This is a genomic window from Halalkalicoccus paucihalophilus (assembly GCF_001593955.1).
Taxonomy (GTDB): Archaea; Halobacteriota; Halobacteria; order Halobacteriales; family Halalkalicoccaceae; genus Halalkalicoccus; species Halalkalicoccus paucihalophilus.
Map to the genome: position 1 here is coordinate 1 of NZ_LTAZ01000011.1, position 15,901 is coordinate 15,901.

12 protein-coding genes and 1 pseudogene are annotated in these 15,901 nt (G+C 54.9%); 5 read left to right on the forward strand and 8 right to left on the reverse strand.

What is annotated here, in order from left to right; all coding sequences use genetic code 11:
• The 3 genes and pseudogenes from HAPAU_RS14260 to HAPAU_RS19810 form a co-directional block, all read right to left on the reverse strand.
• A pseudogene (locus tag HAPAU_RS14260) lies at nt 1–318 on the reverse strand (hypothetical protein); the annotation flags it as partial.
• Between the two features lie 64 nt (nt 319–382).
• A complete protein-coding gene (locus tag HAPAU_RS14265) occupies nt 383–1,051 on the reverse strand; it encodes a twin-arginine translocation signal domain-containing protein (RefSeq protein WP_066384060.1) in 669 nt (222 codons plus the stop codon).
• Between the two features lie 2,310 nt (nt 1,052–3,361).
• On the reverse strand, nt 3,362–3,820 hold the full coding sequence (locus HAPAU_RS19810) for an NUDIX hydrolase (protein ID WP_084383741.1): 459 nt from the start codon (nt 3,818–3,820) through the stop codon (nt 3,362–3,364).
• 297 nt (nt 3,821–4,117) lie between these two features.
• On the opposite strand from HAPAU_RS19810, the gene HAPAU_RS14270 reads away from it, so the two are divergent.
• From HAPAU_RS14270 to HAPAU_RS14280, 3 genes are all read left to right on the forward strand, one after another.
• The gene (locus HAPAU_RS14270) at nt 4,118–4,357 is read left to right on the forward strand and encodes a hypothetical protein (RefSeq protein WP_066384062.1); all 240 of its coding nucleotides are present in this window, start codon (nt 4,118–4,120) and stop codon (nt 4,355–4,357) included.
• A gap of 552 nt (nt 4,358–4,909) precedes the next feature.
• A complete protein-coding gene (locus HAPAU_RS14275; RefSeq protein ID WP_066384064.1) occupies nt 4,910–5,677 on the forward strand; it encodes a hypothetical protein in 768 nt (255 codons plus the stop codon).
• A gap of 18 nt (nt 5,678–5,695) precedes the next feature.
• Nucleotides 5,696–5,887 carry a helix-turn-helix domain-containing protein gene (locus HAPAU_RS14280; RefSeq protein WP_066384066.1) on the forward strand — a complete coding sequence of 64 codons (192 nt, stop codon included), beginning with the start codon at nt 5,696–5,698 and terminating at the stop codon, nt 5,885–5,887.
• A 922-nt stretch (nt 5,888–6,809) separates the two neighbouring features.
• On the opposite strand, the gene HAPAU_RS14290 is transcribed toward HAPAU_RS14280, so the two are convergent.
• The 3 genes from HAPAU_RS14290 to HAPAU_RS14300 are packed head-to-tail and all read right to left on the reverse strand — an operon-like array spanning nt 6,810 to nt 9,894.
• Nucleotides 6,810–7,754, reverse strand: a complete 945-nt coding sequence (locus tag HAPAU_RS14290; protein WP_066384074.1) for a hypothetical protein — start codon at nt 7,752–7,754, stop codon at nt 6,810–6,812.
• A complete protein-coding gene (locus HAPAU_RS14295) occupies nt 7,751–8,437 on the reverse strand; it encodes a hypothetical protein (protein WP_066384076.1) in 687 nt (228 codons plus the stop codon). Before HAPAU_RS14295 ends, HAPAU_RS14290 begins: the two co-directional genes overlap by 4 nt.
• Nucleotides 8,434–9,894 (reverse strand): DUF58 domain-containing protein, encoded by a 1,461-nt coding sequence (locus tag HAPAU_RS14300; protein ID WP_066384082.1) that lies wholly within the window; start codon nt 9,892–9,894, stop codon nt 8,434–8,436. The genes HAPAU_RS14295 and HAPAU_RS14300 overlap by 4 nt, the downstream gene beginning before the upstream one ends.
• A 492-nt stretch (nt 9,895–10,386) precedes the next feature.
• Here HAPAU_RS14300 and HAPAU_RS14305 point away from each other — a divergent pair, with 492 nt between their 5' ends.
• Together HAPAU_RS14305 and HAPAU_RS14315 are read left to right on the forward strand one after the other, a co-directional pair.
• Nucleotides 10,387–11,562: a mandelate racemase/muconate lactonizing enzyme family protein gene (locus HAPAU_RS14305; RefSeq protein WP_066384085.1), complete on the forward strand. Its 1,176-nt coding sequence runs from the start codon at nt 10,387–10,389 to the stop codon at nt 11,560–11,562.
• 659 nt (nt 11,563–12,221) lie between these two features.
• Nucleotides 12,222–12,506, forward strand: coding sequence for a hypothetical protein (locus tag HAPAU_RS14315; protein ID WP_157078483.1), 285 nt, complete (start codon nt 12,222–12,224; stop codon nt 12,504–12,506).
• A 505-nt stretch (nt 12,507–13,011) separates the two neighbouring features.
• Here HAPAU_RS14315 and HAPAU_RS14320 read toward each other — a convergent pair.
• Nucleotides 13,012–13,953: a hypothetical protein gene (locus HAPAU_RS14320; RefSeq protein WP_211263588.1), complete on the reverse strand. Its 942-nt coding sequence runs from the start codon at nt 13,951–13,953 to the stop codon at nt 13,012–13,014.
• A 466-nt stretch (nt 13,954–14,419) separates the two neighbouring features.
• The gene (locus HAPAU_RS14325; RefSeq protein ID WP_084383743.1) at nt 14,420–15,553 is read right to left on the reverse strand and encodes a DUF1214 domain-containing protein; all 1,134 of its coding nucleotides are present in this window, start codon (nt 15,551–15,553) and stop codon (nt 14,420–14,422) included.
• Between the last annotated feature and the right edge of the window lie 348 nt (nt 15,554–15,901).

A 15,901-nucleotide genomic window follows, 5' to 3' on the forward strand; every position in this document is an offset into this window, starting at 1 on the left:
GCCCCCGTCCCAGGCGGGCGAGTCGGCGCCCTGATCGGTGGTATAGAGGAGGGCGCCGGGTGAGCCGTCGATCCCGCGATCGGAGATGATCGTCTGATCGGCGAGTTCGTAATCCCGCCCCGAGAGATCGATCCGGGTGTGGCCGTCGATCCCGATGACGGCGGCGTTGCTGGTGAGTGCGCTGGCAAACGAGTCCTGATCATCGACGATGATGTCGGCGTCGTCGAGACTGATGTCGGCGTGGTAGCCCGTCCCGCCAGCGATGGGGCGATCGTGGAGGGCTTCTTGGATGCGTTGGTTGGTGAAGTAATCTGGCATGAGTATGGTATGGTGTAGTAGTGTCTAGTTTGGGCTGATTGGCGTGGTGTAGTCTGTGGTGGTCTTAGAGATGCGCGTCTTCGTGAGCGGCGACGTGGAGGTCGAAGTAGTAGTACCAGTAGCGGTTGCTCTCGTATCCGGGTTTCGACCCGCCGTAGAGTTCGAGACCATCACGACTCTGGCTCTCCCACCCGCTCCAGGCACTGCGCCGCAGCGGGAAGCCCCCATCGCGCGTGAGGAGGTACTCACCGGGTTCGAGAGCCATATCGAGGTTGATCTCGTTGATGCCCGCCTCGACCGTGATGTCGCGCTGGTGGACGGGATCGAACTGATTGTTGCCGTCGTAGTCGGCGACGACGGCGGTGAAGGTCCCGGATTGGTCGGCATCGACGGTGGCGGTGCCGAGGTGGATGGGCTGGTCGGTGCTGAAGTGGATGCCCCAGCGGCTGGCGCCATGCTGTTGGCCGCGGGGCGCAGAGCCGATGCGGCGGGCGGGGAATTCGAGGGCATCGGCGGCGCGTTCGAGGCGGCCGAGGACCTCGTCGAACGCGCGCAGGTCGACATTGCCGTCGGCAGCGTTTTCGAGTTCGGTGACGGGGTCGGTGGGTTGGGTCTGGGCGTTGACGTTGGCGGCGGCGCCGGCGATGCCGGCGGCGCCGAGTGCACCGATGAAGGTGCGTCGTGTCCAGTGATTGTTCGAGTCGGGGTCGTCTGTGTGGCTTTGGTCAACCATTTCTACAACCCAGGATAACACAAGTACAATATATATTTACTCTTATAATATTGGAATTAAGAGAATTACTAAGAGGCGAGTTCCGGCTTCAGTCTCGGTAGATCAGATACGATATTCACCTTATAAATTACCAACTGATCGCGATGCTCTCATTCGAGATCGACCCAATGAACCCTCTTGCTACTAGGGGTGGTGTGCGCACTATATTGTATTATTCCTAACTGTTCACTCTATTGACTGTTTTCTCTATGAATAATCCAGAATCAACTATCTATATCTCGCATATGACTGTTAAAAGTCGTACTGAGCAGTGGTAGAGACGTTCTAAACCCAACTGATATCCCTTTACTCGTATCTGAAAGCGACGATTTCGATTTGGATAGTGATCGGCACTGGTTGCCACACAGCGACAAACAGGATTGACGTCTGGACTGACAAGATATGGCGTTCGACGGAATGCGATATAGCCGTCGGTTTGTCACTGTGCAATTTTTAATACATACTTATATCTATTAAATCTATCCTTTTAATACTAAAATATCGTCTTCACCTAAATTGTAGCCGGGTAAGAGTCTCTTCCTCAACGAGTGCCCACGGCGTGAATAGGGGAGATACGCCCGCCGTCATCGGCTACATCCGCGAGATTAGCAGGCTACTCTCCCTATAGACGAATGGGTAGTAAGACAGTCACCACAATGCGGCTGATGTTTGAACGCAAGAACAGGCGGCACCGATCGTGTGTCCCGAGCGCGGTAGGTCGGGAGAGTTCACTACAATATATCTCATTATCTACCTTTTGACTTCACTCTTCTTGCACGAGGGTAGTGTTATCCCTATTGAGGAGCTGTCACAAAGATACTGAGAGTTGGACGGCATAGCCAACGACCGTTCCCATGAGTGTATGAGTAAGATCTATCTGTTGTCACATTACGCGTATTGAAAATCTATTAATAGCGAAAAGGCCAGTCAGACGACCATACTTCTAAATAATATGATACTTACTGGTATATACGGGTAGAAACTACCCGTGTGTGTGTTCGATTGGTCTACCGATTGCTCCTAATCGACTCCAATCGTACACTCATGTTTCTATAGAACGAGCTAATCGTGTTCTCAGCGATCACCTCACCGCTGGCGCTAAGGCTCCGACCTTTCCGGCGAGTACGAGTGATTCAAACGCCAACAATGCGCGCTGTCGTGGACGAATATGGTTCGGTGAACTACAAGCAACAGCGCGTCATCGCATAATGATCTGATCGACTGAAACAAACACGTCAGGTGTTCCTCCGTGAACTTGCCGTCTACTACCAGTGGGAGTACACTCTCATAGCAGGCGAAGATCTCACCACGAAGAAGCTACTGGACTGCGCGTCAGTGTCGTGGGGATGGTCCCCGAATACTCGAGACAACTGCAAGCAGGAATGGACGCCCTTTGTTGTCGTCGACCCACTGGGACTCTATAAGACCATGCGGACCGTTTCACTCGAGAGGCTACTCTGGGTTCAAAAACACCGTGTCTCTCGTCCGGTTCGAAGCCGACAGGTCTCGATACCGCTTTCAAGATCCTGGCTCGTGGATCATCGAAGGAGGTGTGGCTTTCTCAGAACCGCGGAGCGAATCTGACGTGCGACCAAGAGCTTCGTTCTCGTTACCGGCGGTGGCCGGACTCCCTATGAACGTTCGTTCGGCATCTGCATAGCGCATCATCAAAATAGGAAGTTCCGTTCGTGCCGAGATCAGCGGGCCAAACAGAGCGAAGTAGTTTACATGGCTTTTCGATCAGTAGATGAGGAATTGGCGATAACTAGATAACTAGATAACTCGGATTCCTATGAGGACTGTCTCATCAATGAGGTCGGGAGGTAACACTCCATCCAGTGACCGACCTCATTGCCATCCACCTTCCATTTCGTGGAAGGTATTTTTACTTATGCCTAATAGATAATAAATAATTCGACTAGGGTAAAAATAAGAATAGTGAAAAACTACTATCGATCAGCTAGTTCTATTGATGCATTTGTTGAAACGGGGCTTCCTCTAGCGAAGAGCAAGTCAAGCAGTTTGTCAGGTCTTACCAGAGTTCTAATCGAGATATAGTCAAGGTGGAAGATCTTCGGAATACGGAGAGCATCTGGCAGCGCCGATTCGATTGTAGTCTTGGTACCTTCATCGATGAGTATCTACTTAACATTAGAAATTCAATTAGAATGAAAATAACAGGAAAAATAATTTGTCCCTTAACCAGTCGATTCCCCTTCCTTGCTATAGTATCACTCGAGTGCAGTTATACACTGTTCTGTGAATAGCCGTTTAGCTATCAACCAGACACTCGAATAGGTGACGGATCTGTGGGAGTGTCGAAGGGGGGAGAGCAGTCGGGGACATCCACTGGTACTCGAGAATTCCTTCCTTCTTGTTTGGTGCTGGAATCGATAGAAGCGAACACTCAAAAACCGTATAGACTGAGAACATCTTCTGCTTGCTTGAGTGGGCGTACCAGACTGTTGTCACTGGCTCGTTGATGACTGGCCGGCATCCTAACTCTTCAACTATTTCTCGAGTAAGACAATCGACCAGTGATTCGTTCGTCTTCACTCCGCCTCCAGGCAACGTCCAGAACAGGGACCCATCTGTGTATTGTTCTTTAACGAGAAGGACTCGATCCGCTGTTGAGACGAGTGCTTTTGTCCCACGTCTGATTTGTAATGAAGTAGGTTGTGCTGGCAATCCTTCTCCTACTGAGAGCCATTTAGATAATCTCGTTTTCATACTATAGTCTACACACTAAATCCCTGTTATATCAATTTTGTCAGTATATTATATGTCTGTATCAATACGGATCTATGTGGAACCATCCACTATCATGACGAATATTTCATCTAATACTACATGCGGTATCGACTGCCTGTCACCAATAGAATTAATAATATAGAGAATAAATTCGAGTACAATACTAAGTGAATATTTATAATCCATCTCTCGCACGTGGCGAGACCAGCACGTCCGCTGCCGGGCCCATCTTTCAAAACAGAATTGCGTCTTCTTACGAATACATTGTGATCAATCATGGATAAGGATAGTGAAAATGGCGAATTAGATGAGTATGCTGTTGACCAACTGAGAGTTCATCAGGAGGAAATAGCTCTTATTCGTGATGAATTAGACGAACGGACACAAGCATATGAATTACTTGATATGGCTGTCAAGTCCGTTAGTAGAGGAATCGATAAAGGAACACTCGAATGGCGGCTCCCCTCCGAAGATGAAAGGGATATCTCCGAATCTGGGATGAGAACCGAAGACTGATCTCCTCACGTCGGTGTATTATACGCTATTAGATGAATTGTGTCTACGCTGTTGTCTCTCGTCACTCTCAAACGTCGCGAAACCAGTGATTGGCTTCACCTTCTACCGGAATATTCGGTTGCTACTGTGGAGGTAGTCTCTCGTCTTTTGTACTGCCGGCAAGTGTCTTATCGCTCTTTGAAGGGTCGTTTTATGCTCGCGTCACTCGTGGCGAGAAGAAGCACTGATCTTTCCTTACTTCACTCGGTCGTTGAGAGTGGTGTTCAACCCTTGGTGCTGAATCGACCAGCCACTCATACGAGCAAGATGATGCGATTCGCCAAAACGGGTGGTTAGGTGGCTCGGATACAAAGCAGGAGCTCTCGATTCTTGCGGTTACATGGTGTCTTCACTACTAGGAGAAATTACGAGCGGAACTCGTACTAGTGTACTCCTTGTAACTACGTGTATTATAGTACGAAAATAGAAGATTATTTGGATGCGATATAATACGGCTAGTATTAAGATTGTACAAATACATCATGCAACTGACGATATAGACGAATCATAACAATGAGAACGAAAAGACACGCACTACTCGTCCTCTTGGTTTGCATCTCACTCCTACTGTCCGGTTGTGCGGGCTGGGGAGAGGGTGGACCAACCGATAGTAACGATACTAATCAATCACCTGATGGAAGCGAGGATCTCGAAGAAGAGCACGATAACGTCGAGAGCGGTAGTACTGACGACGTTGACAACAACAGCGACAACAGCAGTACTGAACCCTCCGACAATGAGGGGACAGAAGACACCACGGATAGTGCTTCTAACGATAGTTCCGTTCCCTCTGATGACGAGAACGATACCAGTGAGTCCAGTACTGCCGATGAGACTGAAGAGGACAGTGGCTCCTCAGACTCCTCTTCGACGTCCGATGAGAATACGTCCAACAGTGAGGATTCGTCTGACGAGACGGGCGATCCGAGCTCAACCTCCGACTCAGAAACTGGTGGTGATGGCACCGACAGTAGTGACACTGAGACGGCTGATACCGACGATAGCAGCGACTCTGACGGCGACACTGAGACGGCCACTGAGGAGGACGAAAGCGACACCGATGACTCGGTTTCAGAATCAGAGGTACCAGAAGAGCCACCGCAAGACTCTGAGCTGCCGGAAGAACCACCTGAGGATCTTAGTTGCGACGACTTTGATAACTGGGAGGAAGCACAGAGAGCTCTCGACTATGAGCCGAGTGACCCCTATAACCTCGACCCTGACGACGACGGAATTCCCTGCGAAACCCTTCCTGGAGCACCCGATGATGCTGGGAATTAGCTAACTGCAGAGTAGCAGATGTACTACGCCTACAAGTATCGCCTCACACCATCCGACGCCCACTGTGAGGAGTTGGACCGTCACCGCGATATTTGTCGGCAACTATACAATCACGCGCTCTACCGATTCAGTCAGATTCCCGACGACGCAGGCACCGTTAAACAGCGCGTTCGGTCAATCTGTGGCGAACTCCCCGACCTGAAACAGTGATGGGACGACCTGATTCGGTTCCTGCAAAGCGTGTTCATCAGATTCCTCCGGAATCTGATCGGCTGTCAGACTCTCCAGTCTGACACCGTCGTGGAAACAGGAAGCCCTGCCCTCAAGGAGCGAACAGCGTCAGCCGTGCACAAGTAGGGTAGGGTAATTCACGCGAGAAGACCTCGTCCTTCAAGGCGGGGCTGAATCGCTGCATTGGTGGAGTTACGAGTGGTGACTGGCGTATCGACTAGAACTAAAGACAGCTGAAGCACTCTCAAATGGAGAAACCGGGCGGTTTAGACCCTCGCAGGGAGAATCACACTCTGTTGATTCTCCTCTATCACTATTCTTGTAGCGTCCTCGTGTGATGGGTATGCGTCCTCGTGTGTTCTACGCCTGTTTATATACATCACCTCTTGATTGGTCTGTATTAGTACGTATCACCTAACTCATTATTATTATTTACAGTATAATCCCTGCTATGGCTGTCTTTGTCCGTGGAGGTACGGTGAGAACGACCCCATTCGTTGCTTGCTACCCGTAGAGCAACCCTGCGTACTGCCGTGTAGAGGCGACTAGAGACGAGTGAGTCCTCAAATATATAAAAATGCATAGTAAAAATACTGAAAATAGCAATAGAAAAGAAGAAATAGAGTGATGATATAATATCTCCTACACCATGCTACGACTTCCACAACAATTGGTATTAGCCATCCTAGGGAGTGTAATAGCGATAACGGTCTTCAATTTTCTTCTGTCGAAAGTCGGATTCAACCTGTTCGGATCGGTGACAGGGATACTCTATTTGGGGGTGGAAGGGCTTGCGATTGTTCTGATGGGTCTTGCGTTGCTCCTCACGTTGGGTGTCGTTGAATCGTAGCGTCCTGCTGTGCCCTGATCGGGCTACCGGCCGGGATGCGCGATCAGATTATCACTGTTCTTCGTGTTCGTCGAGCTCCCACCGACAGGTAATGAGGTAGTCAGCTCGATCGTCGCCGGTCGTGACCTCCACTGTGACAGGGGTTTCGAGACCCAGTGCGAACCCGGTCCCGAAGAGGGAGGCCACGGGGTGGTCGAATCGATCGATCGCTCCGTAGGCACTCCCGGTGATTCCGATCGAGGCTCGCCCGTCGTTCCCGTCGACTTCGGTCGTTGCACTGTCCGCGAGCTCGAAGACGTCGACGACTGCATCCGCGAGCTGCGAACAGAGCGAATCCGGTTCATCCGCGATATCGCCCGCAATAGCCTGGCGGGCCTCACGAAAGAGTTCCATCCCGGTCGGCTCGAAGGCTGCTCCGCGTTCTTGGAGATCGTCAGTGAGCACCAGCAGCGAATCGAGGTCCTCTCGAGCTGGTACTGTGTACTCCTGGTGTTCAGGGACGAACAGTCGCGCGGACTGTTGGCTCGCATTGGCACCGGCGTGAGCCGTCGGGATGTACAGGCGTGTCTCTTGGAGCCCGAGTTCAGTGATCAGTCGATCGTAGTTGCCGACACTTGCTGCATAGACGTATTCTCCGACGGCTGCCGAGACGAATCGTTCGGGGGTCAGATAGTATGAGAGGACTGCCGCGAATAGCCCCGTCGCACCAAGCGCCAGGAGGACGGTCCGAACCGTTGAAAACAGGACGGCTCCACCGATCGCAAGCACACCCAGGATCGCGAGGCCGGTCGCCGATCGGCGGTAGTCGGTCCGACGAGCATGAGAGAACGCTCGTCGAAGGCGCTGGTTTTCCTCCTGCAGGAGTTCGACCTGGGCAGCGAGTGTTGTCCGCTCGTCGAGCTCTGTGTCGCCTTCCGCTTCTCCGCCGGCGTCGACGGTAGTACTCGTATTCGTATCCGCAGTTGACTGTGGCTGTGATTGTTGCTGTTGACTCATATGGGATCCTCCGTATGCGTGCTCTCGCTGTCGATCCTCCCAGCCGCTGACTCGGATTCGGACTCGGTCTCGGTCTCAGTATCGACGAGTCCGAGACGGACCTGTTCGTAGCGATAGAGGCCGTACCCGGCCAGTCCGAGGACGCCGATCAGGACGGCCGCGCCGATCCACAGGCGGTCGCTCCACCAGTAGGCACCTGCCGCAAGTCCACTCAGACCGATCAGACTCACGAGGAACGCACCAATGAACCGTTCAGGAGCGCCGGTGGTGATCGCGGGCGCCAGAAGAAGGATTATCAGCCCGAGTTCAGCTACGAGCACCGCTGGTTCCAGTATTAGCGATCGGGAAGCCACCGGCAGGAACATGGCGTGGCCGATCGCGACTGCGTACGCACTCGAGAGGACGTACCAGGTGAGACCGATTATGACGACGGCGAGGAGGCCGATCCACTCGGCGACCAACCAGAACCCCGCGGCAACGATCCCGAGTCCAAGGAGCCCGATCAACTGGATCTGCTGTGAGCGCTGTGTAGATACCGATGGCGCAGAGAGCTCTGTATCCCTATTCGCGGTGCCGTTGGCCGCTGTCGTTTCCGTCGTGGCGTCGTCGGTCTCGGAGTCGCTTTCAGTCACTGTCTCATCGGCCGCTGTGGTGGACTCCGTAGTAGTGTGATCCGTGCTCATGGCGTCGAAGACTGGGGCTGCCGTGTTCGGTCACGATACAGACGCGCGCCGGATGTCAGGATGGTTTCGAGGCGGTCCCCGGGTCCCATCTCGAATACCGTAACGCGGTGCATGCGGGACAGCTGCCGGCGGAACTCCTCGAACTCGAGATAGCGGTCATAGGCTCCCGCAACATCCGAGAGGCCGCCCGATTCGAACAGTACCGAGGGTGCCAGAAACACCATGACATGATCGTTGCCGCGGCGCGCGAGACTGACTGCCTCCTGGAGCTCGGCCCGATTCGTATCGTCGGTGACAATGGCCGTCCAGATCGCCCCCTGAAGCGGCCGGATGTGTGAGCGGATGGTCCGGACCAGCGGGTCGTGATCGATCTGCTGGATCCGGGTCGTTTGTTCCTCGAGAAACGGGCGGAGCCGTCGTGCGAACGGCGACTGATCGGTGAGCTGGTTAGTCGCGCGACGCGCCGCCGCCTGCGTCCGTCCTGGCGACGCCGGGTCCGCCTCGGTGACGCCCTCCAGGTCCCGGATCCGCTCTTTGATCGTGATGTACTGATGCCGGTTTGCAGCCGGCTTGAATCGGGTGGCCAGTCCTTCGTCAGTGACGACATAGAGGCCCAGCGGGTCGTTGAACTCGTGTGCGTTGTCGGCCAACGCGATACCGACCTGGCGGGCGTAATCGAGTTTCGTCTCCCCAGGCGGCCCCGCGGTCATCGACTCTCGAGTGTCCATTAGAATGACCGTCTCGCGATCGGTATCGGTCTCGTATTCTCGGACATACGCGCTGTTCATGCGGGCCGTCGTCTTCCAGTCGATTCGGGCCGCAGAATCCCCGGTCGTGTATTCTCGGAGGACGTCGGGTTCGAGCCCCGATCCGATTGCCATTGCTTCGTGTTCGCCGTAGGCGGCTCCGATGCGCTCACCACCGCTACCGACGTGCATCTCCTGTGGTCGGTGGGGTTCGACGGTCACTGTCGGTGAGGAGCGGGCATCGATCGGCAGTTGCTCCTCGAAGAGCCCGTAGCGATCGGCAACCGCCAGTTGGGGCCGATCGAACTCGAAGGTTCCCGTGACGGGCCAGGTCACCTCGAACTCGGTCTGGGCCTCGTGATCGGTTTCATCAGCACCGAGTGAGACGTCTCGTGTGCCCGTGAGGCGGGCTCCAACCGGTGGTCGTGCCTCAACTGCGAGCGCTAACGGTGAGCCTACGTGGTCGGCAACCCGGAGGATGACCGTTGTCGTCTCGTCAGTGAGAATCGAGTCTCGACCCGTGAATATCTCGACTGTGAGGCCCTCGACGGTTCGCGCGAGCGCGTGAATGAAGATATACTGGTAGGCGAGGAGTACTGCGCCGATCAGTGCCGCCCCCAGACCCACAAGCGGGCGGGCAGTGAGGACGGTCGCCACCGTAAGGACGGCGACGAGTCCTATCGTGATCCAATAGCGGCGCGTTGCATGCATTAATTATACACTTACCACCCGGGTAATTGAAACTATCTACTCTGCTGAGAGAATTCTGACAGAATTGCCGACTGGGGGTCATCATTATGATCTGTCGAGAAGCCGTTTACCACCGTGAACTCATCGGACGATACCACGTTTTCGTCTGCAAACGTACTGGATCGGACGTAGTCGGTCTCTCAGCGAGAGGACCGTTATTCTATCGCCAATACCTATGCGCGCTTTGCATCCCCGAACGGCTGTATCAGTTGAGACGCCGTCTCGTTCGAAAATTCGTCGACTATGTGTGACATCAAATCATCGTGGCAGAGCTCGTACGAGTGAAGTGAATCTCTCCTCAAGTCTGGAATCCGATCCGCAAGGGGTTTCTCGAGTCGATCGATGAGTCTGTCCGAATCGTCTTCGACTCGAGATTGCGTTCCCCTCCCCTCCCAGCATGTGCTGGACGGTACCGATGGTATTACTACCTTGGGTTCGACTGTCCAGCCGAGCATGGAGGATGTAGCGATTACGGATGTCGAAACTTATCTGGTCGCGAACCCCTGGAAACCTTGGGTGTTCGTCGAACTCGAAACCGACGCGGGCGTCACTGGTCTCGCCGAGGCCACCACTCACGATAAACCCCGCACCGTCGCCGCGGCCATCGAAGAGATGTCGAACTTCTTCATCGGGAAGGATCCCTTCGACACCGAGGCTATCTGGCTCGAGATGTACCGCGACGAGTGGTTCTCCAAAAACGTCATCAACACCACCGTCTGTTCGGCTGTCGATATGGCCTGCTGGGATATCAAGGGTAAACTGCTCGAGACACCCGTCTACGATCTCCTCGGTGGGCAGGTCCACGGCGATGAACTGCGGGCGTACGCCAACGGCTGGTACACCGACACCGAGGGCAAGCCCGAGGGCTTCGCCGAGGCCGCAGAACGCGTCGTCGCTGATGGCTACGACGCGATGAAGTTCGATCCCTTCGGCACCGCCTGGCAGCACATGTCCAAAAAGGAGGTCAACCATTCGGTCGACATCGTCCGGGCGGTCAGGGAGGCCGTCGGCCCCGATATCGACCTCCTGATCGAGTGTCACGGGCGCTTTTCGGCCGCCCAAGCCGTTGATATCGCGCGCAAGCTCGACGAGTTCGATCCCACGTGGTACGAGGAGCCCTGCCCGCCGGATTCGATCAGCAGCCTCGCCGAGGTGGCCGACAAATCACCGATCCCGGTCGCGACCGGCGAACGGCACATGACCAAACACGACTTCTTCGAGCTCGTGACCCGGACGGACATCGACGTCTTCCAGCCCGACCTGATGAACACGGGTGGGATCACTGAGGGCAAGAAGATCGCGGGGCTCGCGGAGGCCGACCACGTCAGTATTGCCCCGCACAACCCGCAGGGCCCGGTCGCGGGCGCCATCTACTCGCATTTCTGTACCGCGACGCCGAACTTCCTGATCCAGGAGATGTTCCAGACCTACGACGTCGACTGGGTCGACGACCTCCTTACGGAGCCCCTTGAGGTCGAGGACGGCTACGTGCAGGTCCCGGAGGGTCCCGGCTTCGGCATCGAGCTCGATACGGATGTCGTCGAGGACCACGCCTACACCGAGGCGGGGGTCCACACGATCAACCTCTTCGAGAAAGACTGGGAGAAACGCGAAGTCGACAAGCGATAACGCAGCAATCGCCTCTGTTGAGAGCCTCTTTTCTATATACGACTCTGCTGGGATCGGCTGGGCGGTCGCGAGATTACGTGAGCGTGGATTGGTTGGTACGATTCATTCGTGGGTGCGGAAAACGGCCGTCAGGAAGGTTCTATAGGTCTCCAACGATGAACGCAGGAGCAACGACGATGAGAGCCAGCAGAGACTGCAATACGAGAATCGCGGTGACACGGCGTCCGCCGGCTGCCCGCCGTCGATCTTTCGAGAGGGACTCGCCAATGCCGGCCAGAGCGGATCCGACTAGCATGAAACCGAGCCAACTGGCTGTGGAGGACTCACCACTGATCGCGGAGTAGCCGTCGAAACCCGCAAAGACGAGTGTTCCAGCGAACATAATCAATGCATAGCGACGACCCGATGGCTCACTAATCACCACTTCACAGATAATCGAGGGTATGAAGCGGCCACTCCTCTCCAGCTGTAAGTCGGTGCTGGCCACCATACCGGTTCTTTCCCCGTTCCGGTGAACCCTTCAGCCCTCTTTTTGATGGGCCGGTGTTGCGTGTGTGACAGAGCATAATATACTCGGCGTGGCCTGTCTAACGGGCTCCTGTGGCGCGTTCTCTCTCGTCACTGTCGTGTTTATCCCCTCAGACAGCATATACAGCGCCATGGTCCGATTTACTGAACCTACCAGATACTTCCTCGGCCGAGACGTCGCAGTCGCATTTACGCTCCTCCTCGTCTTTCCAGCACTCGCCTATTTCGCGCTGACGGTACCTGTTTGGCTGCAGGACCAGTTCCTGACTCGAACCGTGGCCGAGCCCGTCATCTGGGGGGCTTCGACGGTTGTTCTCTACGTTGAATCCGTCGGCGTCGCTGCGTTGTACCGAGTCGTGCGGGACCGCTCTCGAACTGGTCAGCGGCTGAGCTACGACGCCTCGACTGACCGATAACTGTCTCCGTACCTCTAGTGAACTCCGCCGCAGATGATCTACTGGGGTTGCCCAGCGCTCCCGACAGCGGTCATCTCTACCACTAGTACTGGTTGCTCGGGATATATCGTCTCATTCTCACTCCTCCGTTCTCGTCGGCACGACGTTCTTCGCGCCACATTCTGGGCACTGGTGGTCAGAAGTATTAAACCGCGCATCACACGCTCGACATCGATAGTCTGCGTTTTCCTCAGCGGTTTTCTTTGCCGTCTGTTTGAACTGTTCGACCTGTCGCCCGACCTTTGTGAAGAACCCCATCGGATCTCTCATACGAGGTCACCGAGAGGCATAAGCATTCACTGGATTGCACGCCGAAACATTCTCACGCTCTCCATAACCGGTGCTTCGTTCGTCCTGACTGGGAACTGAAGATGGCACCAAGCACTCCAGACCGGTGAGAGGTGTCGCCGTTCGGCCAGCGACGGATCTTGGACTGTGCAAGTATGAACCGTGACGGAGCGACGTGTTAGTCCTCCCAGTCAATCAGAGGCGCTCGCTCCGATTCGTGGAGGACGAACGGGCCGATAGCCCCCGACTCCTTTGCGATCGAGGCTGTCCGAAAGACGTACGCCGTAAAGATAAAGAACGGAATCAGCGCGAACGTCACTCCGCCATTGATGAGCCAGACGAGTACGGGAACGTTGAATACGGACCCTGAGATGACCTCGGGTTTCAGATAGAGCGCAGCATAGATCGAGAAGATGAGTGCTGGAACCCCCGTATAGAGGATCCGCCGGGAGAGGTTCACCAGCTCCCATTGGAGATAGTGAGCCTTGAAAAACTCCTCTGCCGGGCCAAACAGCTCCAAGATATCGACGAGGTTATCGATCGCGTCTTGCTCGTCCTCACTCAAACTCTCTTGATGCTCCCAGTACAGTCGACGAACGAGGTAGATTTTCCATGAGTAGTTGTACGAGAGGGCGGCCTGCATTATCGTGAACTCGCCGAACGGTGCATCCTCTAACTCGTCGGTGATCTCGTCAGCACTCGTGGCGATCCGATCAACCAGCTGCTCGACCCGATCTCGAAGGAGGGGATCGTGATTCCCGTTCACGGCCTCTTGAACTGCTTTGGCCCGATCGACGCTCGTATTGATGAGCGTACTGAGGAACCGGTTCGGCTCCGGCGGGCCAGTCCACTGAAACTCTCGTTCGGAGTCCTTCCTGAACGTCATCGATTTGTCCATCCTCTCGCGTTGGCGACCCAGCGACCCGAACTCTTCGGAGAGGACGAGCTGATTGATCGAGACGACAAGCGTCATCCCAGTGATGAGCACACCGATAAGGGTCTGAAACAGCGTCTCAATCGTGTCTCCATCGCCTAATATCGACTGAAAGGGGAGATCGAGCATGCTAAAACCCGTCAGGAGAACGAAACAGGCGATCGTCAGTACTCCTGTAACGGTCAAGCGATTTGCTTCGAATAAGAACCAGTCTCTGGCTGAGCGTCCGTTACCCATTCTCGCTCGGATATATGAACGGTGGATGAGAGGAGAGCGGTTCAAAAACCATCTGTTGAGCGGAGAAAGGCGGCATAGAAGTATAATACACGGGGGTCTCTGATCGCTTCACCCGAACCGGACGATCCACTTCTCGTGTGGAAATCGGAGCGAAGAACTGCTCGATACGCACCTCTCGATAACTGGTACGTCATCCGTCCTGGCTGGGAACTGAAGATGGCAGCAATCACTCCAGACAGGTCAAGTAGATACCGAAGCAGCAATCGACGTCACTAATAGCTGGCAAGAGTGGCGTGCTGATTACAGAGGATAAGTTCAGAACGACCGTCAGCAAAAGACAGCAGACGAGTCGATGTTCAACATCACGGTGAATCAATCGCAAACGGACGGAACGGCTGATATCTGCGCGTTTGCTTCACTCCACCGGTTGGGCTTCGGGGAACTGATAGCTCCCGTCGAGAATGGGTTCGCGCGGCTGGTAGAGCCGAACCGTGTAGTTCCATCCCTCTGGTGTATAGAGGAAGTTCGGCTGGTCGGGGTCACCACCGAAATGGATCGTGACACTGCCGTCGTCGTTTGGCTCTGCGGTCGCGTTACTCACAGTATAGGCATCGTACTCGTTCTCCTCGAAGAAGAAGTCGCTGTTGTAGACGCTGATCGACCAGAACCCGTCGACGGGGACATCCTCGACGGTGAGTGTGTGTGGCGTCGTGCCGTCATTCTGGGCGGGAGTCCGTTGGAGGACGAACGCTTCTGATGGGTTCGGAACGCCGGTCCACCCTGCCGTACTGGCGATGAAAAATTTCACGGGGTCGACCTCATCGACGTCGCCAAACGCGCCCGAGTAGTCGCCCAGTGTGAATCCGACTGTGACGAGCGCGTCGGTGAGTTGTTCGTATGACTGCTGATCCCAGTTAGGGATCTCGAACGAGCCAGCCGACGATTGCTCCGCGTCGGTCTCATCCTGGAGTTGCCGGACTTGTTCCAGATCGTTTGGGTCGTTCGCGTCGACGAACGCGCGAATCACGACGCCAGCATACCGAGTGCCTACGAGGTCTTGTGTTATCGTGTACTCGCCGGGGTCGGTAGCGTACTTCTTCACGTATTGGTCCTCGTTCTGGACGTTCATCGACCGGTATCGGTCACCGCTGTCCGGTAGTGTGATGGTGACCGGCTCGGTTAGATCGAAGACCCCGAATGAGGCGAGCACGTCACGGTCCTCCCCGACAGCAACCTGATCCTCAATGGGGGTGACATTTCTGCGATGGTAGAACTGTCCGAATCCGCCCACATCGACAATTGTCTGGAACGCAACATGACAGTTGGCTCGAGGGTAGTTCTCCCACGTCACTGGGATTGGCTCGTCATTTGATGACGTCTTGGTCCCAGTTTGGCAGGTGTTCGCCTCCGAAGAGGATTGGCTGGCAGAGACGCCACCAGCCATTGCAAGTAATCCTGCGAGGCCCACCCCGCGAAGTGCGCTTCGGCGAGTTGTTTCGAGCAGTTCGGCGTTCGATTCAGCGGTCGTATCGTGTGTCTCGTTTCTCATGACTATTGGTTCTCTTTGCACTTGGAATCTGTCAGCACGAACCTGCTGAGAACTGAGGATACGTGCAGCAGGCCATCCAGATATCCGTTCCGCTACCCTGACCCCCACTGAACTCTGGATTGGCGGTGACTGTCCGCGTCACTGGCAGTCCACCAGGTGTGAGTGCTATGCTTCCGCCTCTCTGGAGCGCCTGCCGGTGTGTCAGTTGATCCACAATTGTTGATCCTTGGTTGGATACTTTGTTATGAACCGTGCTTAAAGCCATAATCTGGTCCTTCGACGAGAGGAGAGACACTGACTGCGCTGGTGGTAATCGATATTTCGACACACCTCACCACGACAATACGC